General features: G+C 68.9%; 27 protein-coding genes and 2 tRNA genes. 10 read left to right on the top strand and 19 right to left on the bottom strand.

What is annotated here, in order from left to right:
* Positions 1-11 precede the first annotated feature (11 nt).
* Positions 12-755: a TetR/AcrR family transcriptional regulator gene (locus ACGFI6_RS27370; protein ID WP_393123378.1), complete on the top strand. Its 744-nt coding sequence runs from the start codon at positions 12-14 to the stop codon at positions 753-755.
* A gap of 82 nt (positions 756-837) precedes the next feature.
* On the top strand, positions 838-2070 hold the full coding sequence (locus ACGFI6_RS27365; protein WP_393123376.1) for a trans-sulfuration enzyme family protein: 1233 nt from the start codon (positions 838-840) through the stop codon (positions 2068-2070).
* Here ACGFI6_RS27365 and ACGFI6_RS27360 read toward each other — a convergent pair.
* On the bottom strand, positions 2054-3223 hold the full coding sequence (locus ACGFI6_RS27360) for an MFS transporter (RefSeq protein WP_393123374.1): 1170 nt from the start codon (positions 3221-3223) through the stop codon (positions 2054-2056). The genes ACGFI6_RS27365 and ACGFI6_RS27360 overlap by 17 nt on opposite strands.
* Entirely contained in the window at positions 3220-3981 is a 762-nt protein-coding gene (locus tag ACGFI6_RS27355) for a DeoR/GlpR family DNA-binding transcription regulator (RefSeq protein WP_393123372.1), read from the bottom strand. The genes ACGFI6_RS27360 and ACGFI6_RS27355 overlap by 4 nt, the downstream gene beginning before the upstream one ends.
* A 52-nt stretch (positions 3982-4033) precedes the next feature.
* Here ACGFI6_RS27355 and ACGFI6_RS27350 point away from each other — a divergent pair, with 52 nt between their 5' ends.
* Together ACGFI6_RS27350 and ACGFI6_RS27345 are read left to right on the top strand one after the other, a co-directional pair.
* Positions 4034-5212, top strand: a complete 1179-nt coding sequence (locus ACGFI6_RS27350; RefSeq protein ID WP_393123370.1) for an MFS transporter — start codon at positions 4034-4036, stop codon at positions 5210-5212.
* 12 nt (positions 5213-5224) lie between these two features.
* Positions 5225-5776, top strand: a complete 552-nt coding sequence (locus ACGFI6_RS27345; RefSeq protein ID WP_393123368.1) for a GNAT family N-acetyltransferase — start codon at positions 5225-5227, stop codon at positions 5774-5776.
* Here ACGFI6_RS27345 and ACGFI6_RS27340 read toward each other — a convergent pair.
* On the bottom strand, positions 5731-6420 hold the full coding sequence (locus ACGFI6_RS27340; protein WP_393123366.1) for a FadR/GntR family transcriptional regulator: 690 nt from the start codon (positions 6418-6420) through the stop codon (positions 5731-5733). The two genes, ACGFI6_RS27345 and ACGFI6_RS27340, sit on opposite strands and share 46 nt — an antisense overlap.
* A 67-nt stretch (positions 6421-6487) precedes the next feature.
* Between ACGFI6_RS27340 and ACGFI6_RS27335 the strand changes: the two genes are divergently transcribed.
* Positions 6488-7684 carry a CynX/NimT family MFS transporter gene (locus ACGFI6_RS27335; protein WP_393123364.1) on the top strand — a complete coding sequence of 399 codons (1197 nt, stop codon included), beginning with the start codon at positions 6488-6490 and terminating at the stop codon, positions 7682-7684.
* A 73-nt stretch (positions 7685-7757) separates the two neighbouring features.
* On the opposite strand, the gene ACGFI6_RS27330 is transcribed toward ACGFI6_RS27335, so the two are convergent.
* Both ACGFI6_RS27330 and ACGFI6_RS27325 read right to left on the bottom strand, forming a co-directional pair.
* A complete protein-coding gene (locus ACGFI6_RS27330) occupies positions 7758-8765 on the bottom strand; it encodes a sugar phosphate isomerase/epimerase family protein (protein WP_393123362.1) in 1008 nt (335 codons plus the stop codon).
* A gap of 8 nt (positions 8766-8773) precedes the next feature.
* Positions 8774-9904: a Gfo/Idh/MocA family protein gene (locus tag ACGFI6_RS27325; RefSeq protein WP_393123360.1), complete on the bottom strand. Its 1131-nt coding sequence runs from the start codon at positions 9902-9904 to the stop codon at positions 8774-8776.
* 75 nt (positions 9905-9979) lie between these two features.
* Between ACGFI6_RS27325 and ACGFI6_RS27320 the strand changes: the two genes are divergently transcribed.
* Complete coding sequence (locus ACGFI6_RS27320) at positions 9980-11095, top strand: ROK family protein (RefSeq protein WP_393123358.1); 1116 nt, start codon at positions 9980-9982, stop codon at positions 11093-11095.
* Between the two features lie 94 nt (positions 11096-11189).
* Here ACGFI6_RS27320 and ACGFI6_RS27315 read toward each other — a convergent pair whose 3' ends face one another.
* The 3 genes from ACGFI6_RS27315 to ACGFI6_RS27305 are packed head-to-tail and all read right to left on the bottom strand — an operon-like array spanning position 11190 to position 13899.
* On the bottom strand, positions 11190-12110 hold the full coding sequence (locus ACGFI6_RS27315) for an aminoglycoside phosphotransferase family protein (protein WP_393123357.1): 921 nt from the start codon (positions 12108-12110) through the stop codon (positions 11190-11192).
* On the bottom strand, positions 12107-13108 hold the full coding sequence (locus ACGFI6_RS27310) for an NAD(P)H-dependent glycerol-3-phosphate dehydrogenase (protein ID WP_393123355.1): 1002 nt from the start codon (positions 13106-13108) through the stop codon (positions 12107-12109). Before ACGFI6_RS27310 ends, ACGFI6_RS27315 begins: the two co-directional genes overlap by 4 nt.
* The gene (locus ACGFI6_RS27305) at positions 13105-13899 is read right to left on the bottom strand and encodes a lysophospholipid acyltransferase family protein (protein ID WP_393123353.1); all 795 of its coding nucleotides are present in this window, start codon (positions 13897-13899) and stop codon (positions 13105-13107) included. The genes ACGFI6_RS27310 and ACGFI6_RS27305 overlap by 4 nt, the downstream gene beginning before the upstream one ends.
* Positions 13900-13915: 16 nt before the next feature.
* On the opposite strand from ACGFI6_RS27305, the gene cofC reads away from it, so the two are divergent.
* Positions 13916-14587 carry a 2-phospho-L-lactate guanylyltransferase gene (cofC, locus tag ACGFI6_RS27300; RefSeq protein ID WP_393123351.1) on the top strand — a complete coding sequence of 224 codons (672 nt, stop codon included), beginning with the start codon at positions 13916-13918 and terminating at the stop codon, positions 14585-14587.
* A 1-nt stretch (position 14588) separates the two neighbouring features.
* Positions 14589-14795 carry a hypothetical protein gene (locus ACGFI6_RS27295; protein ID WP_393123349.1) on the top strand — a complete coding sequence of 69 codons (207 nt, stop codon included), beginning with the start codon at positions 14589-14591 and terminating at the stop codon, positions 14793-14795.
* 96 nt (positions 14796-14891) lie between these two features.
* Here the strand turns inward: ACGFI6_RS27295 and ACGFI6_RS27290 are convergent, their stop codons facing one another.
* The 4 genes from ACGFI6_RS27290 to leuC form a co-directional block, all read right to left on the bottom strand.
* The gene (locus ACGFI6_RS27290) at positions 14892-15461 is read right to left on the bottom strand and encodes an HU family DNA-binding protein (RefSeq protein ID WP_393123347.1); all 570 of its coding nucleotides are present in this window, start codon (positions 15459-15461) and stop codon (positions 14892-14894) included.
* Positions 15462-15630: 169 nt separating this feature from the next.
* The gene (gene corA / locus ACGFI6_RS27285; RefSeq protein WP_393123345.1) at positions 15631-16803 is read right to left on the bottom strand and encodes a magnesium/cobalt transporter CorA; all 1173 of its coding nucleotides are present in this window, start codon (positions 16801-16803) and stop codon (positions 15631-15633) included.
* A 301-nt stretch (positions 16804-17104) separates the two neighbouring features.
* Positions 17105-17704, bottom strand: a complete 600-nt coding sequence (leuD, locus tag ACGFI6_RS27280) for a 3-isopropylmalate dehydratase small subunit (RefSeq protein WP_393123343.1) — start codon at positions 17702-17704, stop codon at positions 17105-17107.
* 14 nt (positions 17705-17718) lie between these two features.
* Positions 17719-19143, bottom strand: coding sequence for a 3-isopropylmalate dehydratase large subunit (leuC, locus tag ACGFI6_RS27275; protein ID WP_393123340.1), 1425 nt, complete (start codon positions 19141-19143; stop codon positions 17719-17721).
* A gap of 111 nt (positions 19144-19254) precedes the next feature.
* Between leuC and ACGFI6_RS27270 the strand changes: the two genes are divergently transcribed.
* Both ACGFI6_RS27270 and ACGFI6_RS27265 read left to right on the top strand, forming a co-directional pair.
* A complete protein-coding gene (locus tag ACGFI6_RS27270; RefSeq protein WP_393123338.1) occupies positions 19255-19974 on the top strand; it encodes an IclR family transcriptional regulator in 720 nt (239 codons plus the stop codon).
* A gap of 81 nt (positions 19975-20055) precedes the next feature.
* Complete coding sequence (locus tag ACGFI6_RS27265) at positions 20056-20628, top strand: HdeD family acid-resistance protein (RefSeq protein WP_393123336.1); 573 nt, start codon at positions 20056-20058, stop codon at positions 20626-20628.
* A gap of 12 nt (positions 20629-20640) precedes the next feature.
* On the opposite strand, the gene ACGFI6_RS27260 is transcribed toward ACGFI6_RS27265, so the two are convergent.
* The 7 genes from ACGFI6_RS27260 to ACGFI6_RS27230 form a co-directional block, all read right to left on the bottom strand.
* Positions 20641-21018: a VOC family protein gene (locus ACGFI6_RS27260; protein WP_393123334.1), complete on the bottom strand. Its 378-nt coding sequence runs from the start codon at positions 21016-21018 to the stop codon at positions 20641-20643.
* 75 nt (positions 21019-21093) lie between these two features.
* The gene (locus ACGFI6_RS27255) at positions 21094-21969 is read right to left on the bottom strand and encodes a nucleoside hydrolase (RefSeq protein ID WP_393123332.1); all 876 of its coding nucleotides are present in this window, start codon (positions 21967-21969) and stop codon (positions 21094-21096) included.
* 65 nt (positions 21970-22034) lie between these two features.
* Positions 22035-22110: transfer RNA gene (locus tag ACGFI6_RS27250), tRNA-Glu, on the bottom strand.
* A 77-nt stretch (positions 22111-22187) separates the two neighbouring features.
* Positions 22188-22259, bottom strand: a tRNA-Gln gene (locus ACGFI6_RS27245).
* A gap of 119 nt (positions 22260-22378) precedes the next feature.
* Positions 22379-23284: a CPBP family intramembrane glutamic endopeptidase gene (locus tag ACGFI6_RS27240; RefSeq protein WP_393123330.1), complete on the bottom strand. Its 906-nt coding sequence runs from the start codon at positions 23282-23284 to the stop codon at positions 22379-22381.
* Complete coding sequence (gene gltX, locus ACGFI6_RS27235) at positions 23281-24810, bottom strand: glutamate--tRNA ligase (RefSeq protein WP_393123328.1); 1530 nt, start codon at positions 24808-24810, stop codon at positions 23281-23283. Before gltX ends, ACGFI6_RS27240 begins: the two co-directional genes overlap by 4 nt.
* Positions 24803-25591 carry a fumarylacetoacetate hydrolase family protein gene (locus ACGFI6_RS27230; RefSeq protein ID WP_393123326.1) on the bottom strand — a complete coding sequence of 263 codons (789 nt, stop codon included), beginning with the start codon at positions 25589-25591 and terminating at the stop codon, positions 24803-24805. Before ACGFI6_RS27230 ends, gltX begins: the two co-directional genes overlap by 8 nt.
* Positions 25592-25600 lie beyond the last annotated feature (9 nt).

The following is a 25600-nucleotide window of genomic DNA, read 5'->3' as shown; positions in this document are numbered from 1 at the left end:
CCATATGACTGATGCTGCCGATTCGGTACGGCGTGCGGCGCGCCGGAGGCGGTACCCTGCCCGCGGAGGTGCTGATGGGACTGCGCGAGGTGAAGCGGGAGCGGACCCGCCGGCTGATCGCGGACAAGGCGTTCGAGCTGTTCGGGGACAACGGATTCGGCCGGACCACGGTCGAGCAGATCGCGGCCGCGGCCGAGGTCGGTCCGAGCACCCTGTACCGGTACTTCCCGACCAAGGAGACGCTGGTCCTCGAGTTCGTCGACGACTGTCTCGCCGAGGCGGTCGCGTGGTTCCACGCCCAGCCTGCGCTGGAACTGCCGGACGGGCTGCGGGCGGTCATCCAGCGCGTTCTCGAGCAGCTCGAGACGAATCCGGACCGCGTACGCGCGGTGTTCGTGCTCGCCAAGCAGAACGAGTCGGTCAGCGCTCATCTGAACGAGCTGATCTGGCGCTTCCGCAACGACCTCGCCGACGAACTCGCACGCCGCCTGCCCGCGGACCGCGCAGAAACGCGAGAGTTCGTAGCAGCCCTGTCCGCCGGAATCGCCATGAACGTCATAGAAACAGTGGTCCGAGCCTGGGTCGAAACCCCCGCCTCCACCACCCCACCCGCCGCAGACAGCTCCAGCGCGGACGGCCCCTGCGCGGATGGCTCCGGCGCGGACGGCGGCGGCTCGGGGACGGCGGACGCGCTCGCCCGGCGCGCCATGTACCTCCTCGGCACCGGCGGCATCCCCCTCCCCAGCCACCGCTGACCGCCTGCCTCCCGAGCGCTTACGTCCGAGGATGTGTGGGCCCTGGTGCTCGGACGTTCGGACGTAACTGGAGGATGTGGGTATGACTGCTGATCTCGATCCGTCGACTGTTGTTGTTCACGCCGGCCGGCCGGAGCGGGTGCCGAATGCGCCTGTTGGTGGCTCGCCGGTGTTCAGTTCGACGTACGTCGCGGGCGGCGACCGCGGGTACGGACGGTTCGGGAACGAGGCGTGGACGGCGCTCGAGGAGACCCTCGGCCGACTCGAGGGTGGTCGGGCGCTGACGTTCGCGTCCGGCATGGCGGCAGCGGCGGCGATCGCGGACCTGGTCCCGGTCGGCGGCCGGGTGGTCGCACCCGAGCACGCCTACTCCGGCGTCCTCGCCCTCCTGGACCAGCAAGCCGCAACCGGCCGCCTGACAGTCGACCGGGTCAACATCGCCGACACCAACGCAGTAACTCACGCCCTGACCAACACGCCCAGCAGCGGCACCGGAGGAGCGGGAGGTGGCGCAGGCGATGGTGCGGACGGCCATGCAACAGGTGGCGGTGCCGACGGCCGGGCAGGAGGTGGCACGGACGGCGGCTTGCGGAACGCAGATCTGTTGTGGATCGAGTCGCCGACCAATCCGGCTATGGAGGTTGCTGATATTGGGGCGCTTGCGGCTGCCGGCCATGCTGTGGGGGCCACGGTTGTTGTCGACAACACGTTTGCGACTCCGCTGTTGCAGCAGCCGTTGCGGCTCGGGGCGGACCTGGTGATGCACTCGGCGACGAAGTTCATCGCCGGCCACTCGGACGTGATCCTCGGCGCCGTCATCACCGCGGACGACGACCTGTGGTCCGCGATCGAGCTGCGCCGCCGGAGCCTCGGCGCGATTGCCGGCTCGATGGACGCCTGGCTAGCACTCCGCGGCCTCCGTACGCTCGCGCTCCGACTCGAACGCTCACAGTCGAACGCCGCGTACCTCGCCGACCGTCTCCTGCAGCACCCGCGCGTAACCCGGGTCCGCTACCCCGGCCTGCCCGACGACCCCGGTCACGCCCGCGCGGCCGCGCAGATGTCCGGCTTCGGCGGGATCCTCGCGTTCGAACTCGGCGGCGACGCCGACTACGCCCAGAAGGTCTGCGAGAGCACCGAGCTCTGGGTCCACGCCACCAGCCTCGGCGGCGTCGAATCCCTTCTCGAGCGCCGCCGCCGCTGGCCGATCGAGGTCCCCACGATCCCCGACGACCTGATCCGCCTGTCGGTCGGCATCGAACATCCCGAGGACCTGTGGGCGGATCTCGAGCAGGCTCTCAGCTCTTCGATTTGAGAACGGGCCCGCCGAAGAACGTCAGCACACACAGCACCACGGGCAGGATGAACGCGATGTTCAGCGGCATCCAGTGTGCGAGCCCGCCGATCAGCGCCGGTCCAGCCAGCAGGCCGACGTACCCAAGGCCGACGACCCGCGCCATCAGCGCACCGGAGGATCGCGGGTCGAGGTTGCCGGCCGCGGTGAACAGCTGCGGTACGCCGCCGGCGAGGCCAAGGCCGAAGATGGCCCAGCCGACGAGTGCGACAGGCACCCACGGCACGACGACCACCAGCGTCAGGCCGACCGCAGCCAGCGCGGCACCCCAACGGACAATTGCGGCCGGACCGGTGACGGCCGCCACCCGATCGGTGAGGAAGCGTCCCACGGTCATCGCGACCGCGAACGAGCCGTACGCGTACGCCGCCGTACTGATCGACGTACCGAGAACGTCCTTGAAGTGCAGCGCCGCCCAATCGTTGGCCACACCCTCGGACAGCATCAGCCCGAACGCGAGCCCGCCGAGAGCCCAGACCAACCGAGCGGGCGGCTTCGCCCGCGGGGCCTCGTTGTGGTCCTCCGCCGGCTCGGTTGCCTCCAGCAAGTACCGACTGGCCACCAGTGAGAGCACGATGCACAGCACGCCGGCCGACGCCAGCGTGACCTCAGTCGGTACGTGGGCCCGCAGCGTGGCAGCACCGACGACCGCTGCGATCGCGCCGCCGATCGACCACATCGCATGGAACGCCGCCATGATCGGCCGCGGGTAGCCGCGCTCGACCACCACGGCCTGCGCGTTCATCCCGACGTCGATCGAACCGTTGCCGAAACCAACGAGAATCAGCGAGAGCCCGAGCGTCCACCAGTTCGTGGCCAGGCCGGGGCCGGCCAGCGCGATACCGAGCAGGATGCCGGCTGCGGGTACGAGGCGGCGCTGGCCGAGCTTGTCGACGAGCGGACCGGCGACCTGCATGCCGGTGAACGCGGCACCGCCGAGCACCAACAGAAGCAGCCCGAGCGTGCTGTGCGTGATCCCGGTCGTCTGCTCGATGCTCGGAATGTGCACCACCCACATGCCGACCGCGAACCCGTTGAGGCCGAAGTACAGCCAGGTTGCGACGCGGGCGGCTCGGGGTGGTGCTGTCTGAAGCTGTACGTCGGTGGCGGTCAACCTGCCACCTCTACGAGGGTGCCGCGTTGGGTGAGCACGGTTCGCTGGTCCTCAGGGGCGGAGTCGTCGGTGATGATCAGGTCGGGGCGTTCGGCGGGGCAGACGTACGCGAGCGCGGCGCGGTCCCACTTGGCGCCGTCGGCGAGCACGATCGAGCGGCTCGCGACCTTGAGCGCCTCCTGCTTGACCTCCGCATCGCCCAGGTCGAAGGCGGTCAGCCCGGCGTCCAGACTGAACGCGCACGGGCTCAGTACGGCGGCGTCGAAGCGGAGCGCACGCAGCGACGCGACCGTGAGCGGGCCCACCAGGGACAGCTCGCCCTTGCGCGCCTCGCCACCAGGCATCAGCAGCCGGATCCGCGGCGCATCGGACAACTCGTGCGCGACATGCAGCGAGAGCGGCATCACCGTCAGCGCGCGGTCGTGCAGCAGCTTGGCCGTCTCGAGCGCCGTCGTCCCGCTGTCGAGAATGATGGTCTCGCCGTCGCTGAGATGCTCGACCGCAGCCCGCGCGATCGCCTGCTTGGCGGCGAGCGCGGCCTGCGCGCGCAGCGAGTGTGGCGGCTCCAGACCGGACGGCATCGCCGACACCGCACCGCCGTGGACGCGCTTCAGCACCCCCTGCGCGGCCAGGAAGTCGAGGTCGCGGCGGACCGTCATGTCGGACGCCTCGGTCGCCTCGACCAGTTCCTGGACCGAGACTCGGTCGATGGCTCGTAGTCGCTCTACGATCATCTGATGCCGTTCCGCACTCCTCATGTGCAAAAATCTACCATCCGGCTGTTCATTCAAACAGACAGAATGTTTACTTGTGACTGAAGACACCACGCTCGTCAAACGCTCCCGGTACGCCGTGGCCGCGGTTTTCTGCGTCCATGGATCGGTGACCGGATCGTTCGCGACCCGGGTGCCGTGGATCCAGGAGCACGCCGGGGTGTCTGCGGGCCAACTCGGTCTGGCGCTCGCGTTCCCGGCCCTCGGCGCGGCGCTGATGATGCCGCTCGCGGCGCGCGTCAGCCACCGCCTCGGGACCCGTACTGCGTTGCGCGGGCTGCTGGCGCTCTGGACGCTCGCGCTGATCCTGCCGTCGTTCGCGCCCGGGCTGCTGACCTTGTGCGCCGCGCTGCTGATCTACGGCGGTACGGCCGGGATGGCCGACGTCGCGATGAACGCGCTCGGCGTCGAGGTCGAACGGCGACTGAAGAAGTCGATCATGTCCGGGCTGCACGGCCTGTGGAGTGCGGGCGCCCTGCTCGGCTCCGCGGTCGGGACGCTCGCGGCGCATGCGAACCTCAGCGCGCAGACGCATCACGTGATCGCCGCCGTCGTACTGACGATCATCGGCGCTGTGGTGTGCCAGTTCGTCCTGAACCTGCATCCCGAGGACGACGAGGAGCCGCCGGCCCGATTCGCGTTGCCGCCGAAGTCGGCGCTGCTGATCGGCGCGGTCGGGTTCTGCGCAGTGTTCGCGGAGGGCGCGAGCCTGGACTGGTCGGCGGTGTACCTGCGCGACATCCTGGACAGCTCGGCCGGGGTCGCGGCCGGCGCGACGACCGGGTTCGCGTTGACGATGGCGATCGCGCGGCTCACCGGCGACGCGGTCGTGGATCGGTTCGGCATCGTCGCGACGGTGCGCTGCAGCGGCGTGATCGCGACGCTCGGCGGCCTGCTCGTGGTGGTCGCGCCGCACGCGATCGTCGCGATGATCGGCTTCGGACTGATCGGCATCGGCATCGCGGTCGTCGTACCGCTGGCCTTCGCCGCCGCCGGCCACACCGGCCCGAACCCGAGCCAGGCGATCGCCGGCGTCGCGACGATCACGTACGCCTCCGGACTGGTAGCGCCGTCGATCATCGGCGGAATCGCCCAGGCCAGCAGCCTGACCAGCTCGTTCATCGTCGTCACTGTGCTCGCCGCTGGACTCGCCGTGTTCGCCCGTGTGCTCGCAACCAACCAGCGGACAAACCCTCAGGACGTTCTCCCGCAGTGATACGAATCGTGGGTGACGACTTTTCGGGTGGCTGGTGCTGAGGATGCGGCTGCGGTCGCGGAGTTGCACGGGGACAGTTGGCGGCGGCACTACCGCGGCGCGTATGCCGACGCGTTCCTGGACGGCGAATCGCCGGAGTACCTCGGCGCGATGTGGGCCAAGCGGCTGGCGGCGCGCGAGGGTACGGTGACGACGCTCGCCGAGGACGACGGGCAACTTGTCGGGCTCGGGCATCTGGTCATCGGCGCCGATCCGAAGTTCGGTGCGCTCGTCGACAACCTGCATGTCCGCGCGCCGCTCAAGCGGCAGGGCATCGGGACGCAGCTGCTCGCTCTGACGGCCAAGGCCCTGCAGGACGCGGCGCCCGGCTCCGGTCTCTACCTGTGGGTGCTCGAGCAGAACACCGCCGCACAAGGCTTTTACGAGGCGCGCGGCGGCATCCAGGGCGACCGCAAGGAGGTCCCGCCGCCCGGTGGCGAACCGCGCCGCCTCAACGGCCGGCCCGCCTGTTTCAGGTACTACTGGCCGGACCCTGCGACCTTGACCGTCTCGATCAGCGCGTAGGACGCCTGGCTCGCCGCCTCCGGGTCCCCGGCCCGGATCGCTTCGAGTACGTCGACGTGCGCATCGAGGATGCGGTGGTCCTCCGGGATCGTCGCGGTTTGCTGGATCGACTCGGCCAGCACCTCGGCCAAGGCGTCGTACAGCCTGAGCAGCAACGGGTTCCCGCTCGCGACGACGACCACCCGGTGGAAGTCGGTGTCGACGGCAACGAACGCGTCCAGGTCGCCGGCCTCGATCGCCACGCCCCGGGCGTAGAGCGCATCGGACAACGCCCGCACCTCGCCCGGTCCCGCGGTCCGCGCGGCCAGCCGGGCGGCCGCGGCCTCGATGCCGGCGCGCGCGTCCAGGACATCCGTCAACGACGCGGACAGCTCGTCGCGGACCAGTACGCCACTGATCTCGTTGGTCGCACGGACGTACGTCCCGTCGCCGACGCGGGGGTCCAGCAGCCCGGTCAGACTCAGCGAACGCAGCGCCTCGCGCACCGTGCCGCGACTGACGCCGAGCTCCGCCGCGAGCTGGTTCTCCCCCGGGATCCGCGCGCCGCGCGGCCACGCCCCGGACTCGATCTGCGCCCGGAAACGCTCCGACACCTGCAGCACCAGCGGCACCTGCCGCACCGGTCCGTCGAGTGACACCGTCATCGGCCTCCGTTCCCACGTAGCGTACAGTGTAAATGTAGGACATCTGCAAGGGAGAAGTGAGGTAGTCGTGGCCGTGTCGACCGAGCGCGTGACTTGGGAGCGGTCGTCGTTGATCACCGCGACCGCCTTCGTGGTCGCGCTGAGCCTCCGGCCGGCGCTGACCGCCGTCGGTCCGGTGCTGCCGCGGATCGGCGTCGACCTGCACCTCGGCGAGGCCGCGCAGGGCCTGCTGGGCACGCTCCCGCTGCTCGCGTTCGCGGTCGCCTCTCCCCTGGTGCACCTGGCCGCGCGCCGGTTCGGGATGGAGCGGGCGGTCTTCGTCTCGCTCCTGGTCCTGGCCGTCTCCAGCGCACTGCGTCCGTACACGGGCTCGGCCGGGCTCTGGATCGGCACCGGCGTGGTCGGCGCGGCGATCGCCGTCGGCAACGTCCTGGTGCCGGTGATCATCAAGCGCGACTACGCCGCACACGTCTCGCGCGCGACCGGCATCTACACCGCCTTCATCACCGGTGGCGCCGCGATCGCGTCGATCCTCGCCGTCCCGATCGCCGACGCGGTCGACTGGCGGCTGTCGCTCGCGGTCTGGGGCGGTCTCGCGGTCCTGGTCGCGGTGATCTGGCTGCCGCGGACGCTCGCACCGGAGCCGGCACCCGCCGCGACTGCGGAGGACGGCCCGCCCCCGGTGAGCGTGTGGCGGCAGCCGATGGCGTGGATGGTGACCGCGTTCATGGGGCTGCAGTCGACGAGCTTCTACCTGTTCGTGAACTGGCTGCCGACGATCGAGATCTCCACCGGAGGTGTCTCCGAGCGTGCCACCGGCGTCCACCTGTTCGTCTTCCAGGTGTTCGGTCTGATCGGTGGGCTGACGATTCCGCTGCTGCTGAAGCACGCGACCGATCAGCGGGCCGGCCTGATGACAGCCAGTACGCCGATCCTGATCGCGCTGCTCGGTCTGCTGCTGGCGCCGCACCTGGCGATCGTCTGGGCGGTCATCGGCGGGCTCGGTCAGGGTGCCGGCCTGGTCGCCGCGCTCACGCTGATCAGCCTGCGCGGGCGCGGCCACCACGAGACCACACAACTGTCCGGGATGGCCCAGGCAGTCGGCTACACGCTGGCCGCCGCCGGCCCGGTCGTCGCGGGCTACCTCACCCAAGCAACCGGTGGCTGGAGTACGACGCTCATCGTCTTCGCCGTACTCGCAGCCACCCAACTCACCCTCGGCTGCCTAGCCGGCCGCGACACCCGCCCAACCAACACGAACTGATCCCGCACCCCACCGCGATTGCGGGGCGTATGGCGGTGCGCAGACGGAGGGGGTGTGGGGCTACTTGTCGGGGCTACTTGTCGGTGGAGAACGCTGCGTCGAAGGCCGCTTCGGGCTTGTCGAAGGCGAGCGCGCGGATGACGTTGACCGCCTCCGCCGCGCCGACCTTGCGCTCCATGCCGGCGTCCTCCCACTCGACCGAGATCGGTCCGTCGTAGCCGATCGAGTTCAGTACGCGGAAGCAGTCTTCCCAGTTCACGTCGCCGTGCCCGGTGGAGTAGAAGTCCCAGCCACGACGCGGGTCCGCCCACGGCAGGTGGGAGCCGAGCCGGCCGTTGCGCCCGCCGCCGACCCGCATCTTCGTGTCCTTGCAGTCCACGTGATAGATCCGGTCCTTGAAGTCCCACAGGAACGCGACCGGGTCGATGTCCTGCCAGACCATGTGCGACGGGTCCCAGTTCAGGCCGAAGGCCTCCCGGTGGCCGATCGCCTCCAGCGCGAAGGTGGTGGTCCAGTAGTCGTACGCGATCTCCGACGGGTGCACCTCGTGCGCGAACCGCACACCCTCCTCGTCGAACACGTCGAGGATCGGGTTCCAGCGGTCGGCGAAGTCCTTGTAGCCGGCCTCGATCCGGTCCGCGGGCACCGGCGGGAACATCGCGACGTACTGCCAGATCGACGAGCCGGTGAAGCCGATGACGGTCTTCACGCCGAGCTTCTTGGCCGCGCGGGCAGTGTTCTTGAGGTCCTCGGCGGCGCGCTGCCGGACACCCTCGCCGTCGCCGTCGCCCCAGATCCGGGCCGGCACGATCGCCTGGTGCCGGAAGTCGATCGGGTTGTCGCAGACCGCCTGGCCGACCAGGTGGTTGGAGATCGCGAAGACCTGCAGGTTGTACTTCTCCAGGATGTCCTTGCGGCCCTGGACGTACGAGTCGTCGTCGACCGCCTGCTGGACGTCGAAATGGTCACCGGAGCAGGCGATCTCGACGCCGTCGTACCCGGCCTCGGACGCGAACTGGCAGACCTCCTCGAACGGCAGGTCGGCCCACTGACCGGTGAAGAGTGTGATCGGACGAGGCATCTGTGCTCCTAGGCGTTCTCGACAGCGATGTCTGCAGCGTTGTCTACGGTGATCCAGGCGCTGTCGTCGGCGGCCGAGCGCAGTACTGCGTCGACCACGCGAGCGGACCGCGCTCCAGCAGCGAAATCAGGAAGACCGTCCGGACGGTCTCCCAGTACGGCTTTGTAGCTGTCCGCGACGAACGAGTCGAACGCGTCTTGGTACCCCTGCGCATGGCCGGCCGGCAGCCGGTTCACCCGCGCCGCGGCGGGGCTGAGCGTGTCCGGGTCGCGGGTCAGCAACTGGGACGCGTCGCGGTGGCCGACCCACAGCCGGTCCGGGTCCTCCTGGTCGAAGCCGAAGCTCGACTCGGTGCCGGACACCTCGAGGTACAGCCGGTTCTTGCGGCCGGCGGCGACCTGGCTGACCACGATCGTCCCGACCACACCGGCCTCGGTACGGAACTGAGCGGTGGCCAGGTCCTCGGTCTTCACATCGACGCCACCACGCTGCGTCCGTACCGTCCGGAGCTGCGCGCTGATCGCGGCGATCCGGTCGCCGGTCACGAACTCGGTCAGATCGCACCAGTGCGAACCGATGTCCGCGAACGTTCGCGACGGGCCGCCGGTGGTGTCGTCGACGCGCCAGTTCTGATCGTCGGCGCCCGCGAGCCAGTCCTGCAGGTACGAGCCGTGCAGGCTGGTGATCACGCCTGCCTCGCCCGCGGCGATCCGGGTGCGCAGCTCACGGACCATCGGGTGGTAGCGGTACACGAACGGCACGGCGCCGACCAGGCCGGTGTCCGCCGCAGCGGCCTGGAGCCCGGTCGCGTCCTGCAGCGAGGTCGTGAGCGGCTTCTCGCACACCACGTGCTTGCCCGCGTCGAGAGCCTTCAGCGTGACATCGCGGTGGGTGTTGTTCGGCGTACAGACGTGCACGACGTCGATGTCCGAGGCCAGCAGCTCGTCCAGGAATGCGAACCCGCGTTCGGCGCCGGTCGCCTCGGCCGCAGCCTCCGCGCGCTCGGGTGACGAACCGACGGCTCCGGTCACCGTTGCTCCGGAGACCAGCGCGGCCCGGCCGTGGACTTGGCCCATGAACCCGCCGCCGACGATCCCGACCCTGAGACGTTCCTTGGGCTTTTTCGCACTGGTGGACACGTCGAAGGACGTTATGGGACCCTTTTGAACCCTGTCAAGCAAAAGTCCAGGCCAGTACGACGAAAGTCCCGGTGCATGAGCGATCTCGGTACGGCAGACCCGCTGCTGCGGCTGCTCCGTGACGGTCAGCCGCGGACGCGCGCCGAGCTGATCGAGCTCAGTGGGCTGGCCCGCTCCACCGTCACCGGACGGATCGAGACACTGCTCGCGGAGGGGCTCGTCGTACCGTCGGGCGAGGCCGCGTCCACGGGTGGCCGACCGCCGGCGCAGTTCCGGTTCAACCCGACCGCGCGGCTCGTCCTCGTCGCAGACGTCGGTGCGACGCATCTCTCGGTCGCGCTCACGGACCTGACCGGCACGATCCTCGACCGGTCGACGACCGAGCTGCCGATCGCCGAGGGGCCAGAGGTCGTGCTCGCGGCCGTCGCCAAGGCAGGACGAGCCCTGTTGCGTACGGCGGGAAGGTCGCCGGACGACCTCGCCGGGACGGGCGTCGGGCTGCCCGGTCCGGTCGAACACAGCACAGGCCGGCCGAACCATCCGCCGATCATGCCGGGCTGGGACTCGTACGACGTCGTCAGCCGACTGAGCCGGGAGCTTCCGGGGCCGGTGCTGGTCGACAACGACGTGAACATCATGGCGCTCGGCGAACACGCGACGGCGTACCCCGAGGTCGAACACCTGCTGTTCGTGAAGGTTGCCACCGGCATTGGTGCGGGCGTGATCAGTGGCGGGCGGCTGCACCGAGGGGCGCAGGGATCGGCAGGCGACATCGGCCACATCCAGGCGCCCGGCCACACCGAGTTGTGCCGCTGCGGCAACACCGGCTGCCTGGAAGCGATCGCGTCCGCGGCCGCACTCGCCGCCCGGCTGGGCGTGCACACCAGCCAGGACATCGTCGAGCTCGTCCGCTCCGGCAACACCGAGGCGATCGCGGCAATCCGCCAGGCCGGTCGCGAGATCGGCACCGTCTTAGCCGCCGCGGTGAGCCTGCTCAACCCATCGGTGATCGTGGTCGGCGGCTCCCTCGCCCAGGCCGGCGACAGCCTGCTGGCCGGGCTCCGCGAGACCATCTACGCCCGCTCGTTGCCGCTGGCCACAACCCACCTGCACGTCGTCCCGTCCCGGACCGGCCCCGACGCAGCCCTCCTCGGCGCCGCCACCCTGGTCCTCAACCACACCCTCAGCTAGTACCGGATCGCCAGGCCATCACAATCGCGGGCTCCGGCGCGCACCACGCTCAGACCGCCCGGCGGGGTGCAGTTGTGATGGCCTGGCGATCCGCCTACTCGCCCCAGGCGATGGCGACCTGGTCGATCAGGGTGATCACCCGGTCGAGTTCGCTGCCGCCGCGGGCGCGGCCGAAGCCGTTGCGACGACCCCAGAACGAGGCCTGGACGGCGATCAGCTGGGTCCAGCGCCGGATCCGATCGGCGTCGACACCGGAGGCCTCGGCGAACTGCTCCAGCTCGGTCTGCAGATATCGCAGCAGGTCGTCCACGGCGAGACCGTCCCCGAGGAGCAGGTGGTACGCGCGGGTGCGGAGGAAGATCCCGGCGTCGAACGCCGGGTCGCCGACGTACCCCTTCGGATCGACCACCAGCCAGGGCTCGCGGTCCGCGCGCAGGATGTTGCGGGGGTGGAAGTCGCCGTGCACCACGGTCTCCGGCTGCGTACGGCAGAGCTCCTCGACGACGGCCATCGCCTGCTGTACAACCCTGTCCGGCAGCGGGTGGTCGAGCTCGGACGCGTCCTTGCGCAGCTCCTCGGCCCAGTCGTCGGCCTTGTCCGACATCCGCGGCAGGCCGTCCGGTGCCGGGATCGTCAACTGGCGGAGCAAGTCCCCGGCGATCGTGGCGACACCGTCGGTGTGCTCGACGAGCGTGGTCGTGTGGGCGCGTTCGAGGAGCATCGCGTAGCGGGCGTCGTCGCGCTCGTACAGCTTGACCGCGCCGCGGCCGTCCCAAGCCGCGAAGGCGTCCGGTTCGTGCACGTTCCCCGGATGCGGGAACGACACCTTCAGTACGGCGTCACCGGCAACAGGCACGACCACACCGACCTGCCCGTGCAGTACGTCACCGTCGCGCTGCAGGCCCCACTGCCCGAGCAGGTCCTCGACGATCCCTGGCAGCTCGTCGAGCCAGGCCTGGCCCTCGGCACCCTCACGGTCGACGGTCCATTTGGCGAAGACCTCCGGGACCTTCACCAGCGCTCGGACTTCGCGGAGCGGGAGACCAGGCTGAACAGCATGTCCTTCGGGGTGAGTTCGCCGGCGACGACCTTGGTGACGTGTTCGGCGATCGGCATCTCGACGTCGTGGTGGTGCGCGAGCTCGCTGATCGAGGCGCAGGACTTCACGCCCTCGGCGACCTGCCGGGTGCCGCCCAGGATCTCGGCGACCGTCATGCCCTGACCGAGCTTCTCGCCGAACGTCCGGTTCCGCGACAGCGGTGACGAGCAGGTCGCCACCAGGTCACCGAGCCCGGCGAGGCCGGAGAACGTGTGCTCCTCCGCGCCCAGCGCCGTACCCAGGCGGGCGATCTCGACCAGCCCGCGGGTGATCACCGAGGCGCGCGCGTTGTCGCCGAAGCCGAGCCCGACGGCCATCCCCACCGCGAGCGCGATCACGTTCTTGCAGGCGCCGCCGAACTCGCACCCGACGACGTCGTTGTTCGTGTACGGACGGAACGCGGGCGAATGGCACAGCTTCTGCAACCGTGCCGCGGTCCCCTCGTCCGCGCACGCGACAACGGCCGCGGCCGGTTGGCCCTCGGCGATCTCACGCGCCAGGTTCGGCCCGGAGACCACCGCGATCCGCTCCGGCCCGGCGCCGGTGAGCTCAGCGATCACCTCGCTCATCCGCTTCGTCGTGCCGAGCTCGACGCCTTTCATCAGGCTGACCAACGGTACGGCGTTCGGCAGCACACCGGCCCAGTCCGCGAGGTTGGCCCGCAACGACTGCGACGGCACCGCAAGTACGATCGCCTCCGCGCCGTCGGCTGCCGCAGCAGGGTCGTGGGTCGCGGTGATCGCGTCCGGCAAGCGGATCCCGGGCAGGTACTCGGCGTTCTCGTGCGTGCTGTTGATCGCCGCACACACCGCCTCCCGCCGGGCCCACACCGACACCTGGTTCCCCGCGTTCGCCAGCACCGTGGCGAACGCCGTACCCCAAGAGCCGGCCCCGAACACCGCAACCTTGGTCATGCCTTTTCCTCACCTTCAGCCTCACGCCGGGCCTTGCGCAGATCGTAGAGCTCCTTGGGCGGCGTTTCGCCGCGCAGTTCGCCGAGGGTTTCGGCGACCCGGGCCATGATCACCTCGGTTGCCTCGTGCAACAGCTGGTTGGTCAGCGGCTTGCCCTGGAACGCGCTCAGGTCCACCGGCGTACCGGCGTGCACGAGCAGCGTCTTGCGCGGCAGCAGCCGGATCCGGATCTTGCCCGTGTACGACTTGATGATGTCCTGCGCGCCCCAGTTCGCGACCGGGATCACCGGGCACCCGGTCATCAACGCGATCCGCGCCGCACCGGTCTTGCCGGTCATCGGCCACATCTCCGGGTCGCGGGTGATCGTGCCCTCCGGGTAAACGCCCACACACTCACCGCGTTCGACGGCCGCCACCGCATCCCGGAACGCGTCCACAGCCTGGGCGGAATCGCGGTACACCGGAATCTGCCCGGCGCCACTGATGATGCTGCCGAGTACCGGGATCTTGAAGACCGACGCCTTCCCGAGGAAGCGCGGGATCCGCCGGCACTCCCAGATGAAATACCCGAGCAGCACCGGGTCGAAATGCGACAGGTGGTTCGGTACGTACACGACGCCGCCGTGCCGCGGCATGTTCTCCCGCCCGGTGAACCGGCACTTGGTGAACACGATCATGAACGGCTTGACGATCGCGACGATGATGCCGAACCAGAATCCCCGCGGCGGCCGTGGATCGTCACCCCTGCTGTCCACTGCTGCCTCCTGGTGGTCGAATGCGCCGTCGGTCATGGGAGAATCCTGCCTGATGGCAGACCTACAGGTCGCTCCCTGGACCCTGGTGATCCCGGTGAAGCGTACGGCGATCGCGAAGAGCCGGCTCGCTCCGGCCTACCCTCAGCACCGTCCCGAGCTGGCCCGCGCGTTCGCGGTCGACACTACTGCGGCGGCCCTGAGATCTCCCCTGGTGCGGACCGCGCTGGTGGTCACCGACGATCCGCTGGTCGCCGCCGACGTGACCGCGGCCGGCGCGCTGGTGGTCCCGGATCTGCCCGCCGCGGGTCTGAACGAGGCGCTGTTGCATGGAGCCACTGTGGCGGCTGCGGAGTTCCCAGGCAACGGCGTCGCGGCCTTGTCCGCCGATCTTCCCGCGCTGCGTCCGGCTGAGCTGACCGCGGTCCTCGCCGCTTGTACGGCGGCTCGCTCGTTCGTCGTCGACCAGCCCGGCAGCGGTACGACTCTGCTCGCGGCGGCGCCCGGCGTACCGCTGGACCCGCGCTTCGGTGTCGGCTCTGCCCTGGCCCACCAGGCGTCCGGCGCGATCCCGATCGAGCTCGCCGGGATCGAATCGGTTCGTCGCGATGTCGACACCGCGGCCGATCTCGCCCACGCCGTCCAACTGGGAGTGGGTCCGGCGACGGCGGACGTGCTGTCGCTCGTACTGGGCGCCGCAACCGGGACCGAAGGACTAGCCTGCTGACATGCAGGCAACCGTGAGCAAGTACGACGGCGAGACGTTCTCCGGTGCAGTGCTGACCGACACCGGGATCGAGCTGCCGTTCACCGTGCATGCCGTCTCCGACACCCCGGTGCGGCATCTGCGGGTCGGCCAACGGGTGCGGATCGAGACCACCGGATCCGGCGCCGGACTGGCGATCAGCAAGCTCGAGTTCGGCACCAAGCTGTAGTTGCCCGAAGCATCTCCCGACACGGCGAAGGCCGGTCATCCCCTGGAGTGGGGTGACCGGCCTTCGCTGTGGTGCAGGTGCCGCAGTGCGTGAAGCTCAGCGAGCGGTACGCTTCGCCGCGGTCTTCTTGGCGGGGGCCTTCTTGGCCGGCGCCTTCTTCGCAACGGTCTTCTTGGCCGGGGCCTTCTTCGCCGGGGCCTTCTTGGCAACGGTCTTCGCCGGCGCCTTCTTGGCAACCGTCTTGGCCGGGGCCTTCTTGGCGACCGTCTTCTTCGCTGCGGCGGTCTTGGTGGCAGCGGCCTTGGCCGGAGCAGCCTTCTTGGCCGGGGCGGCCGCCTTGGTGGCGGTCGCGGTGGCCTTCGGGGCAACCAGCTTCGGCAGCTTCTTGGCGCCGGAGACGACGGCCTTCAGCTCCGCACCTGCGCGGAACTTCGGAACCGTGGTCTTCTTGGCGCGCTTGGTCTCACCGGTCCGCGGGTTGCGCACGATGCGCGCACCACGCTCGATGGCCTCGAAGGCACCGAAACCGGTGATGGCGACCTTGCCGCCCTTCTTGGTCAGCTCACGCTGGACGGTGTCGATCACCGACTCCAACGCGTGCTGGGCCTGGCGGCGGTTTCCGTCGAAGTGCACTGCGAGCGCTTCGACCAACTGGCTCTTGTTCACTGCTTCCCTCCGTGAACGTAGGCGTCGAGCACAGCGCTCGATCTCACAGGAACGTTATGGACTCAACGGGTCGTTCACAAACACCAACGCGGCAATTCGGCCTTGTTTTGGGCGATTCGTGCCACAATTTGGCCCGATTCGGGCCTCCAGAGGGCTTTTCGCGGCAGTTTCAGAGCCAGCCGCGGCGTTTGAAGATCTGGTGCAGACCTCCACACACCAAGGCCATCAGGCCGATCGCGAAGGGGTATCCGTACTGCCAGTGCAGCTCCGGCATCTTGTCGAAGTTCATCCCGTAGACGGTGCCGATCAGCGTCGGGGCGAACAGGATCGCCGCCCAGGCAGAGATCCGCTTCACCTCTTCGTTCTGCTCGCTGCTGGCGATCGCGAGGCTCTTCATCTCCTCGTTCTGCTGCTGGGCGACCAGGGTCGCGTTCACCGTCAGGATGTCGCGGAGCAGCTCGCGGAAGCCGTCGACCTTCTCCACCACCTCGGTGACGTGGTCGGCGACGTCGCGCAGTGAACGTTGCAGTTCCTCGTCCACGCCGTACTTCTGGAAGCCGCCGCGGAGCTGGTCGAGCATCCCGATCAGCGGCCGGGTGGCGCGCTGGAACTCGATCACCTCGCGGGAGAGTTCGTAGATGCGCCGCGACACCTTCGGGTCGCCGCGGAACACCTCGGTCTCGATCTCGTCGATGTCGTTCTCGAGGCCGGCGACCACCGGTGCGTACCCGTCGACGACCTTGTCCATGATCGCGTAGAGCACGGCTTCCGCGCCGCGGCTGAGCAGCTCCGGATCGCGTTCGACGCGGCGCCGGACGGCCGCCAGGTTGGGCGCTTCGGCATGCCGGACCGTCACCACGAAGTCCGGGCCGACGAACACGTGCACCTCGCCGAACTCGACCTCCTCGGTCGCGTCCCGGTACCGCGCGGCCTTCAGTACGACGAACAACGTGTCGCCGTACCGCTCCAGCTTCGGCCGCTGATGCGCCTCGCCCGCGTCCTCGATCGCGAGCTCGTGCAGGTCGAACTCCTGCGCCAGCGAGGCGAGCTCGCGGCGATCCGGCCGGTACAGACCGATCCAGGCCAGGCTCTGCGGGGCGTCATGGAGCGCCGAGTACGTGTCCGCGAGCGAATGCGGGGACGCGATCCGGTTGCCGTCGCAGTAGATCGCGCTGTCGACGACGCTGTGTCCCTTGGGCTTGTGGGCATCGCGCGGTTGCTTGCCCTCGGGCTCGACGCCGGGCTTGGCAACCGCAGCGGCTGCGGCGTGCTTGCGGGCGGCGGCGCGCAGTGACGGAGTACGGCTGAACGCACGGAAGGTGCGCAGGCGCAGGTCGGACATGAGTCCTCCAGGTGCGGTGGATCAGACGGTGATGGACGCACGTCTGCCCGACCCCACAACTGCTAGAGGAAAATCAGTCCCCCGAAGGCCGAGCGAGACCCGTATGTCTGGAGGGATCGCTGTTGTTCATGCGTCCTCACCTCCTCGGTCTCGCAAGCCTTGTTCTGACAACCACGCAAGGGTAACACCAGAGTTATCGCCCCCGCCGCCCGGAACGTTACTGTTCATATTGCCCGCTTCCGGCGGGCGGGTCATGGGGCTTTTACGCCCCATGACCGGGGCGACAACTCTGAGGGAGCTCTCAGGCCTTCGCAGGAAGGGTTGCGGGCTTGAAGCTGGGGCGGGTTGCTTCGTACGCGGAGATCTCGTCGGCGTGCGAGAGCGTGATGCCGACGTCGTCCAGGCCGTTCAGCAGCCGGTACCGCGTGTAGTCGTCGATGTCGAACGGCGCGGACACGTCGCCGGCCGAGATCGTCTTGTTCTCCAGGTCGACCGTGACCTTGGTGCCCGGGTCGGCCTCGATCGCGGTCCACAGCTGCTCGACGACATCCTGCGTCACCAGGGCCGCGAGCAGGCCGGCCTTGCCGGAGTTGCCGCGGAAGATGTCGCCGAACCGCGACGACACGACCACCCGGAACCCGTAGTCGAGCAGGGCCCAGACCGCGTGCTCACGCGACGATCCGGTGCCGAAGTCCGGTCCGGCGACGAGCACCGAGACACCCTCGTACTCGGGCTGGTTGAGCACGAACGAAGGATCGTTGCGCCAGGCCGCGAACAGCCCGTCCTCGAAGCCGGTCCGGGTGACCCGCTTCAGGTACACAGCCGGGATGATCTGGTCGGTGTCGACGTTGCTGCGGCGCAGCGGCGCCGCCGTACCGATGTGCTGGGTGAAGGCGTCCATGATTCCCTTGCTCCTCAGGCGTTCGCAGGTACGGCGACGGGCGGCAGGTCGGCCGGTGCGGCCAGCGTCCCGGTGACGGCGGTCGCGGCGGCGACCAGGGGCGACACCAGGTGCGTACGGCCGCCCTTGCCCTGACGGCCTTCGAAGTTGCGGTTCGAGGTGGAGGCGCTGCGCTCCCCCGGGGCCAACTGGTCGGGGTTCATGCCCAGGCACATCGAGCACCCGGCCCCACGCCACTCGGCGCCGGCGTCCAGGAAGATCGTGTGCAGGCCCTCGGCCTCGGCCTGCAGCCGGACCCGGCCGGAGCCCGGAACCACGAGCATCCGGGTGCCCTCGGCAACCTTCCGTCCGGCGAGTACGCCGGCGGCAGCGCGCAGGTCCTCGATCCGGCCGTTGGTGCAGGACCCCAGGAACACCGTGTCCACGTGGATGTCGCGCAGCGGCGTACCGGCGGTCAGGCCCATGTACTCCAGGGCGCGCTCGGCGGCGACCTTGTCGTTCTCGTTGTCGAAGTCGTCCGGCGACGGCACAGTGGCCGCCAGCGGCACGCCCTGGCCCGGGTTCGTACCCCAGGTGACGAAGGGGGTGATGTCCTCGGCCTGCAGCACGACCTCGCGGTCGAACGTCGCGTCCTCGTCGGTCGCCAGGCTCTTCCAGTACTCGACGGCGGCTTCCCAGTCGACGCCCTGCGGCGCGTGCGGCTTGTCCTGCAGGTACGCGAACGTGGTCTCGTCCGGCGCGATCATGCCGGCCTTGGCACCCCACTCGATCGACATGTTGCAGATCGTCATCCGGGCTTCCATCGACAGCGCACGGATCGCCTCGCCGCGGTACTCGACGATGTAGCCCTGGCCGCCGCCGGTGCCGACCTGCGCGATCAGCGCGAGCACCAGGTCCTTGGCCGAGACACCGTCCGGCAGGACGCCGTCGACCGTGACGGCCATCGTCTTCGGGCGGGCCTGCATCAGCGTCTGGGTGGCCAGTACGTGCTCGACCTCGCTCGTACCGATGCCGAAGGCAATCGCCCCGAAGGCACCGTGCGTCGAGGTGTGGCTGTCACCGCAGACCACGGTCATCCCGGGCTGGGTCAGGCCGAGCTGCGGGCCGATCACGTGCACGACGCCCTGGTCCGGGTCGCCGAGGGTGTGGATCCGGATGCCGAACTCCTCGGCGTTCTTGCGCAGCGTGTCGACCTGGGTCCGCGAGACCGGGTCGGCGATCGGCTTGTCGACGTCGTACGTCGGGACGTTGTGGTCCTCGGTGGCGATCGTCAGATCGGGACGCCGCACCTGGCGACCGGCCAGCCGGAGGCCGTCGAACGCCTGCGGGCTGGTCACCTCGTGCACCAGATGGAGGTCGATGTAGAGGAGGTCGGGTTCTCCGTCGGCATGGCGCACCACGTGCGCATCCCAGACCTTTTCCGACAACGTCCTACCCATCAGACTCTCCTTTGAGAAAATGTACGTGGTTGGGTGCTCTCGCTCACAGTGCTCCGGTACAGCTCACGGAAGCCACTTGCGTTCCACGATTCGAGACGGCAGTATCGTCTCATGGACAACTCTAGCGGAGTCGGCGTTCTCGACAAAGCAGCCCTGGTTCTGTCCGCCCTCGAGTCCGGGCCGGCGACCCTGGCAGGACTGGTGGCGGCAACGGGGCTGGCGCGCCCGACGGCACACCGGCTGGCGGTCGCTCTCGAGCACCACCGGCTGGTCGGACGCGACATGCAGGGACGCTTCGTGCTCGGGCCGCGACTGAGCGAGTTGGCCTCCGCCGCCGGTGAGGACCGGCTGCTCGCGACCGCCGGACCGGTGCTCGCACGACTGCGGGACATCACCGGTGAGTCGGCGCAGTTGTTCCGCCGCCAGGGTGAGTACCGCGTGTGCGTCGCCGCCGCCGAGCGTCCTTCCGGCCTGCGTGACACCGTCCCGGTCGGCAGTCAGCTGACGATGGCGGCCGGCTCCGCAGCTCAGATACTGCTGGCCTGGGAGGACCCGGAGCGGATGCACCGTGGCCTCCACAACTCGTCGTTCAACGCCGCGGCACTGGCCGGCGTACGGCGCCGTGGCTGGTCGCACTCGGTCGGCGAACGCGAGCAGGGCGTCGCGTCGGTATCCGCGCCGGTCCGCTCCCCCAGCGGCAAAGTAATTGCCGCCGTCTCGGTCTCCGGCCCGATCGAGCGCCTGTCCAGGCAGCCTGGCCGCATGCACGCGCCCGCCGTAATGGCCGCCGCGGAGCGGCTCTCGGAAGCATTGCGCCGCGCTTCCGAGTAGAAGTTGTTATTGTCACGCCCCGCTTCCTGAGATCACCATGAGAGTCAAGGGCTCTCAAGGTGATCTCTAGGGGAGGTCGACATGGAGCGGGACTGGCTGACGCTCGGTTGGAAGATGTTGCTCGTCCGCGGTGCCATCGGCATCGTTTTCGGCGTTTTCGCGATCGCGTGGCCGATCTCCACGGCGATCGCACTGGCACTGCTCTGGGGCCTGTGGGCACTCACCGACGGCATCGGCTCGATCGCCCAGGCCTTCCAGCCGGAATCCCGGGGCAGCCGGCTCTGGCTGGTCGTACTCGGCGTGATCGCACTGCTCGCCGGGTTCTTCGCGATCGTCCACCCGGGCATGACCGTGGCGACGCTCACCTGGATCCTCGGGATCTGGCTGATCATCCGCGGCATCTTCGAGCTGGCCGGCGCGTTCAGCAGCCAGCAGATGACGCCACGCTGGCTGCTCGTGCTGAGTGGCCTGCTGTCGATCCTGATCGGCATCCTGTTCGCCGCCAACCCCGGCGCGGGCGCGGTCGGCATCGCCGTCGTGCTGGGCATCACGGCCCTGATCTGGGGCGTGGTCCTGATCGCGGTCGCCATGTCGGTACGACGAGCCGCCGCCCCGGGCGCCGCTCCACAACCCGGGAGCCCTTCACCGGCCTAGTGCGGCTGCAGGTCAGCCGCCGTACGGGATCGTGAGGATCTCGAGGTTGTGGCCGTCGGGGTCGTCCCAGTAGAGGCCCCGGCCGCCGTCGTTGGTGTTGATCTCGCCCTCCTGGCGATGGAACGGATCCGCCCAGAAGGTCAGGCCGCGCTCGACGATGCGCGCCCGGATCTGGTCGAACTCGTCGCCGCTCACCAGAAAGGCGTAATGCTGCGTGCGCACCTGCCCGTTCGCATCGGCGAAGTCCAGCGAGGTGCCGTTCGCCAGCTGCACAACGGCGAACGGCCCGTAGCTGCCGGGCTCACCGAGTCCGAGGATCTCGGCCAGGAAGCGCGACGACGCCTCCTTGTCACTGCTGCTCACGATCGTGTGGTTGAACTCGACAGCCATACCGTCAGCCTACGGCCGCTTTCCGGAACATAACTGGCAGCGGTTGCAACAATTGTTCCGGAAAGAACGCCGGGTTCACGATCCGGCCGCGACTATCCGTTGGGTGATCTCCTCGGCTACTGCCTCCGCCTCGACTGCGGTCACGATCCGCACCGTGCCGTCGGGGCCCGGCGCGAACGAGCTGTGCCCTGCCCGCTCCCCGCCGACCGCGATGCTTACCCGCCCCAGTTCCGAGAAGGTGAACAGCTCCGGGCAACTCAGTGCGAGCACGGCCACCGGGTCGTGCGGCACGTTCCACGCCTTGTTCCAGTACGCCCACCACTGCTCGATGTCCGCCCCGAGCGCAGTGCCCAACGGACCAGCCGCGCGGATTCGCGCCAGCCTCGCGGACTCGATCGTCACCTGACGAGTGATCTGCAGCCCGGTGATCGTGGTCGGAATCCCGGAGGTCAGTACGAGCTGCGCCGCAACGTCGTCGGACTTGAAGTTGTGCTCGCTGACGTCGTCACCGAACGACCCGCCCATCACCCACAGATGCCGGATCCACCATGCCGCCTGCGGTTCCAGCTGCAACGCCTTCGCCACGTTGGTCAACGGACCGATCGCCGCCACGTCGAGCTCACCAGGATGCGCACGCAACAGCTCGACCAGCCGCTCCGGGGCACTGTCCGCGCTGATCGTCTCCGCAGCGAGCCCCTCGTGCAGCGTGCCCTCGTGCCCGGCCCACCAGACCTTCCGGCCGGACAACGGTTCGGCCAGTCCTGGTACGACGGTCAGCTCGCGGCCGGCGAGTACGCCGTACCGCCGCGCGAGCTGCGCGCGCAGCCGGGTGTCCCCGTACACGGTGTGGACCTCGGCAAGCTCGACCTCCGGACTGCCGAGCAGCTGAGCGAGCGCCATCGCGTCATCAACATCGGACCCGATGTCGCTATCGAGAATGAGCGAGCGCATGGAGCTCCTTAGGTACATCCGGAACGACGAAGGCCCTCGTCCGTGCGGACGAGGGCCTTTTGCTCTGGTAGCCCCGACGGGATTCGAACCCGCGCTACCGCCTTGAGAGGGCGGCGTGCTAGGCCGCTACACAACGGGGCCAGAGGTTTGTCATCCGGGTCCGAAGACCCGGCAACGAGGTTGAACTTTACCGATTTTCACCGGTGCGGTCCAATCCGCTGGGGTACCAGGACTCGAACCTGGACTAACTGAACCAGAATCAGACGGGCTGCCAATTACCCCATACCCCAAAGGCATTTTCACTGAGTTGAGGAGTCCGTTTCCGCCCTCATCAACCCGGCTCGGAGAGCTTACCCGAGGCATGGACCGGACACCAAAACGGCCCCCCACCGGCGGGTTGTCACTCCCGTCACACCCGTCTCGGAGCACCCTCGGGCAGGGACGCCAACGGCAGTACCGACTCGGATTCGAGCTTCAGGCGCCCGCTCACCCAGACCGCGATCGCCCCGAACGCAACGAACTTCACGACGTCGATCAGCACCAGCGACCACGGCGCATCCTGCACGCCGAGGCTGGCCCCGAGGGTGTTCGTCAGCCCGGCGAACACGAACGTCACCACGTTGTTCGCGGCGTGCGACGCGATCCCGGCCTCCAGTCCACCGGTCCGTACGGCCAGGAAGCCGGCCACCAGCCCGAACGCGAGCCGGTCCACGAACAGCGCCGGACTCTGCCACGGCCAGATCCCGTGGGCAATGGTGAACAGCACCGCGGTCACGATCACGGCCACGACCGATCCGCGCACGTACGAGCCGACCGCCTGCAGAACGTACCCGCGGAAGTAGTACTCCTCCCCCGCGGCCTGGATCGGCGAGGTCAGCAGCGTGATCACGATGACGGCGACCACGTCCGGCGCCGCCGGACCGCCGTGCCGCTCACCGGTCGCCAGCGGTACGTTCGCGAACTCGACGATCGCGAACGCCACCAACTCGAGCACGATCGCGACCAGCGAGAACCAGGCCAGCGGCCGCCACCGCAACTTGCCGGCCACCGAGGAGAGCAGTCCGGGCGTCTGCCGGTTCAGCAGCCGCGCGACCAGCATCGACATCGGGATCAGCGAGATCAGCGTCAGGTTCGTCATCAGCAGCCCGAACCAGGACAGCGTCCCCTCCGGGTCCGGATGGATCGCCTGCCGGAACCCCAGGATGATCACGCCGGCGACCATCCAGCCGACCAGGATCGTCAGCGTACCGAGGACGACGTACGCCCGCGGCGTGACATCGTTCTTGAGCAGCCGTTGGTACGGCGTCCGCGTCATGATGCCGTACTGCGGGCGTGCGCGAGGCGGTGCAGCGACTTGTCCCGGCCGAGCAGCTCGAGGGACTCGAACAGCGGCGGCGAGATCCGGCGGCCGGAGATCGCCACCCGGACCGGGCCGAACGCGTTCTTCGGCTTCAGCCCGAGGCCGTCGATCAGCGACGCCCGCAGCGCCGCCTCGATCGCCGCGGTCGACCAGTCGGTGTCAGCGAGGTCGGACAGCGCCTTCGCGGCCGCGTCCAGTACGGAGTCCGCGTCACCCTTCAGCACCTTTGCGGCAGCGTCCGGGTCGATCGCGAAGTTCGCATCGTCGACGAACAGGAACCCAAGCATGTCGACCGACTCGTCGAGCGTGTTCATCCGCTCCTGCACCAGCGGCACCGCAGCCCGCAGGACTGCCTTCTGCTCATCCGTCGGCTCGGCCGGAAGGACACCCGCCTGCACGAGGAACGGGACCATCCGCTGCGCGAACTCGTCCTGCGGGAGCAGGCGCATGTGCGCCGCGTTGATCGCCTCACACTTCTTCGGGTCGAAACGGGCCGAGTTCGAGTTGACCTTGCGGATGTCGAACGCCTCGACCATCTCGGCCATCGTGAACACGTCCCGGTCCTCGGCGATCGACCAGCCGAGCAAGGCCAGGTAGTTCAGCAGGCCCTCGGGCAGGAAGCCTCGCTCGACGTATTCACCGAGGCCGGAGCCCTTGTCGCGCTTCGACAGCCGCTTGTTGCCCTCGCCCATCACGAACGGCAGGTGCCCGAAGCGAGGCGTCCGGCCGCCGCCCACACCGATCTCGGCAAGCGCCTCGTAGAGCGCGATCTGCCGCGGCGTCGACGGCAGCAGGTCCTCGCCGCGCAGCACGTGGGTGATCTCCATCAGGGCGTCGTCGACCGGGTTCACCAGCGGGTACAGGGGGTAACCGTTCGCGCGCACCAGGACGTAGTCGCCGAGGTTCTCCGGGAGGAACGTGATCTCGCCGCGGACCAGGTCGTCGAACACGATCGGGCGGTCCGGCATCCGCAGCCGCACGACGGGCCGGCGACCCTCGTCGACGTACGCCTGGACCTGCTCGGGCGTGAGGCCGCGGCAATGCCCGTCGTACCCGCTGTGCTCGCCGGCGGTACGCGCAGCCTCACGGCGCTGGTCGAGCTCCTCCTGCGAGCAGTAGCAGTGGTACGCCTTGCCGGCCGCGAGCAGCTTGGCGACGACATCGGCGTACAGCTCCATCCGCTCGGACTGCAGGTACGGCCCGAACTCGCCGCCGACCTCGGGGCCCTCGTCCCAGTTCAGCCCGAGCCAGCGCAGGGCATCGTAGGTGTAGCGGTAGCCCTCGTCGGTGTTGCGCGCGGCGTCGGTGTCCTCGAGGCGGAGAATGAGCTTGCCGCCGTAGTGCCGGGCGAAGGCCCAGTTGAACAGCGCGCTACGGATGTTGCCGACGGTCAGCAGACCGGTCGGCGACGGTGGGAAGCGCACCCGCACTTTGTCCGGCTCAAGATCGCCCAGCACATCGCTGTGAGCCCGGTCAGTCACGCACAATCACCCTGTTCGTCAGAGTTCCGATTCCTTCGACACTGACCGAGACCTCGTCACCGGGCAGCATCGGGCCGACGCCCGCGGGGGTGCCGGTGAGCACCACGTCGCCGGGCAGCAGCGTGGTGAACGAGGTGATGTAGGCCAGCACCTCCGGGATGTCGAAGATGAACTGCGACGTCCGCCCGTCCTGCTTGGGCTCGCCGTTCAGTTCGGTGCTGACCCGCAGGTCGGACACGTCGAGCTCGGTGCTGATCCACGGGCCGAGCGGGCAGAACGTGTCGTACCCCTTGGCCCGGGCCCACTGCCCGTCGCTCTTCTGCAGGTCGCGCGCGGTCACGTCGTTCGCGATCGTGTAGCCGAAGATCGCTTCGTTCACCCGCTCCTTGGGCAGGTCCCGGACGATCCGGCCGATCACGATCGCGAGCTCGCCCTCGAAGTGCAGGTCGTTGGTCTGCTCCGGGTACACGATCCCGTCCCGCGGGCCGATCACGCTGGTGTTCGGCTTCAGGAAGATCAGCGGCTGTTCCGGTACGTCGTTGCCAAGCTCCTCGGCGTGCGCCGCGTAGTTGCGGCCGACGCAGACCACCTTGCTGCGCGGGATCACCGGCGCGAGCAGCCGGACGTCCGCGAGCTGCAGCTTCTCGCCGGTGAACTGGGCCGACCGGTAGAGCGGGTCCGAGTCCAGAACGTTGACAGTGCCGACGAGGCCCTCGGGGTCGTCGGTCTCGACGACACCGTACTTCGGCTCGTCGTCCACAGAGAATCTGGCGATACGCACGGGCCGAGC

It is taken from the genome of Kribbella sp. NPDC048928 (genome assembly GCF_043197975.1).
In the GTDB taxonomy this organism is placed as follows: domain Bacteria; phylum Actinomycetota; class Actinomycetes; order Propionibacteriales; family Kribbellaceae; genus Kribbella.
Note: the sequence above shows the minus strand (reverse complement) of the source record. Positions and strands in the feature narration are given on the sequence as shown.

What these genes read in the sequence shown, in the direction of transcription:
- ACGFI6_RS27355 (WP_393123372.1), bottom strand. Translation starts at nt 3,981, where the DNA reads ATGAGGAGTGCGGAACGGCATCAGATGATCGTAGAGCGACTACGAGCC.
- corA (WP_393123345.1), bottom strand. Translation starts at nt 16,803, where the DNA reads ATGTCCGACCTGCGCCTGCGCACCTTCCGTGCGTTCAGCCGTACTCCG.
- ACGFI6_RS27240 (WP_393123330.1), bottom strand. Translation starts at nt 23,284, where the DNA reads ATGACGCGGACGCCGTACCAACGGCTGCTCAAGAACGATGTCACGCCG.
- ACGFI6_RS27295 (WP_393123349.1), top strand. Translation starts at nt 14,589, where the DNA reads ATGCAGGCAACCGTGAGCAAGTACGACGGCGAGACGTTCTCCGGTGCA.
- ACGFI6_RS27265 (WP_393123336.1), top strand. Translation starts at nt 20,056, where the DNA reads ATGGAGCGGGACTGGCTGACGCTCGGTTGGAAGATGTTGCTCGTCCGC.
- cofC (WP_393123351.1), top strand. Translation starts at nt 13,916, where the DNA reads ATGGCAGACCTACAGGTCGCTCCCTGGACCCTGGTGATCCCGGTGAAG.
- ACGFI6_RS27365 (WP_393123376.1), top strand. Translation starts at nt 838, where the DNA reads ATGACTGCTGATCTCGATCCGTCGACTGTTGTTGTTCACGCCGGCCGG.
- ACGFI6_RS27340 (WP_393123366.1), bottom strand. Translation starts at nt 6,420, where the DNA reads ATGACGGTGTCACTCGACGGACCGGTGCGGCAGGTGCCGCTGGTGCTG.
- ACGFI6_RS27255 (WP_393123332.1), bottom strand. Translation starts at nt 21,969, where the DNA reads ATGCGCTCGCTCATTCTCGATAGCGACATCGGGTCCGATGTTGATGAC.
- ACGFI6_RS27310 (WP_393123355.1), bottom strand. Translation starts at nt 13,108, where the DNA reads ATGACCAAGGTTGCGGTGTTCGGGGCCGGCTCTTGGGGTACGGCGTTC.
- leuC (WP_393123340.1), bottom strand. Translation starts at nt 19,143, where the DNA reads ATGGGTAGGACGTTGTCGGAAAAGGTCTGGGATGCGCACGTGGTGCGC.
- ACGFI6_RS27260 (WP_393123334.1), bottom strand. Translation starts at nt 21,018, where the DNA reads ATGGCTGTCGAGTTCAACCACACGATCGTGAGCAGCAGTGACAAGGAG.
- ACGFI6_RS27370 (WP_393123378.1), top strand. Translation starts at nt 12, where the DNA reads ATGCTGCCGATTCGGTACGGCGTGCGGCGCGCCGGAGGCGGTACCCTG.
- ACGFI6_RS27320 (WP_393123358.1), top strand. Translation starts at nt 9,980, where the DNA reads ATGAGCGATCTCGGTACGGCAGACCCGCTGCTGCGGCTGCTCCGTGAC.
- ACGFI6_RS27305 (WP_393123353.1), bottom strand. Translation starts at nt 13,899, where the DNA reads ATGACCGACGGCGCATTCGACCACCAGGAGGCAGCAGTGGACAGCAGG.
- leuD (WP_393123343.1), bottom strand. Translation starts at nt 17,704, where the DNA reads ATGGACGCCTTCACCCAGCACATCGGTACGGCGGCGCCGCTGCGCCGC.
- ACGFI6_RS27330 (WP_393123362.1), bottom strand. Translation starts at nt 8,765, where the DNA reads ATGCCTCGTCCGATCACACTCTTCACCGGTCAGTGGGCCGACCTGCCG.
- ACGFI6_RS27270 (WP_393123338.1), top strand. Translation starts at nt 19,255, where the DNA reads ATGGACAACTCTAGCGGAGTCGGCGTTCTCGACAAAGCAGCCCTGGTT.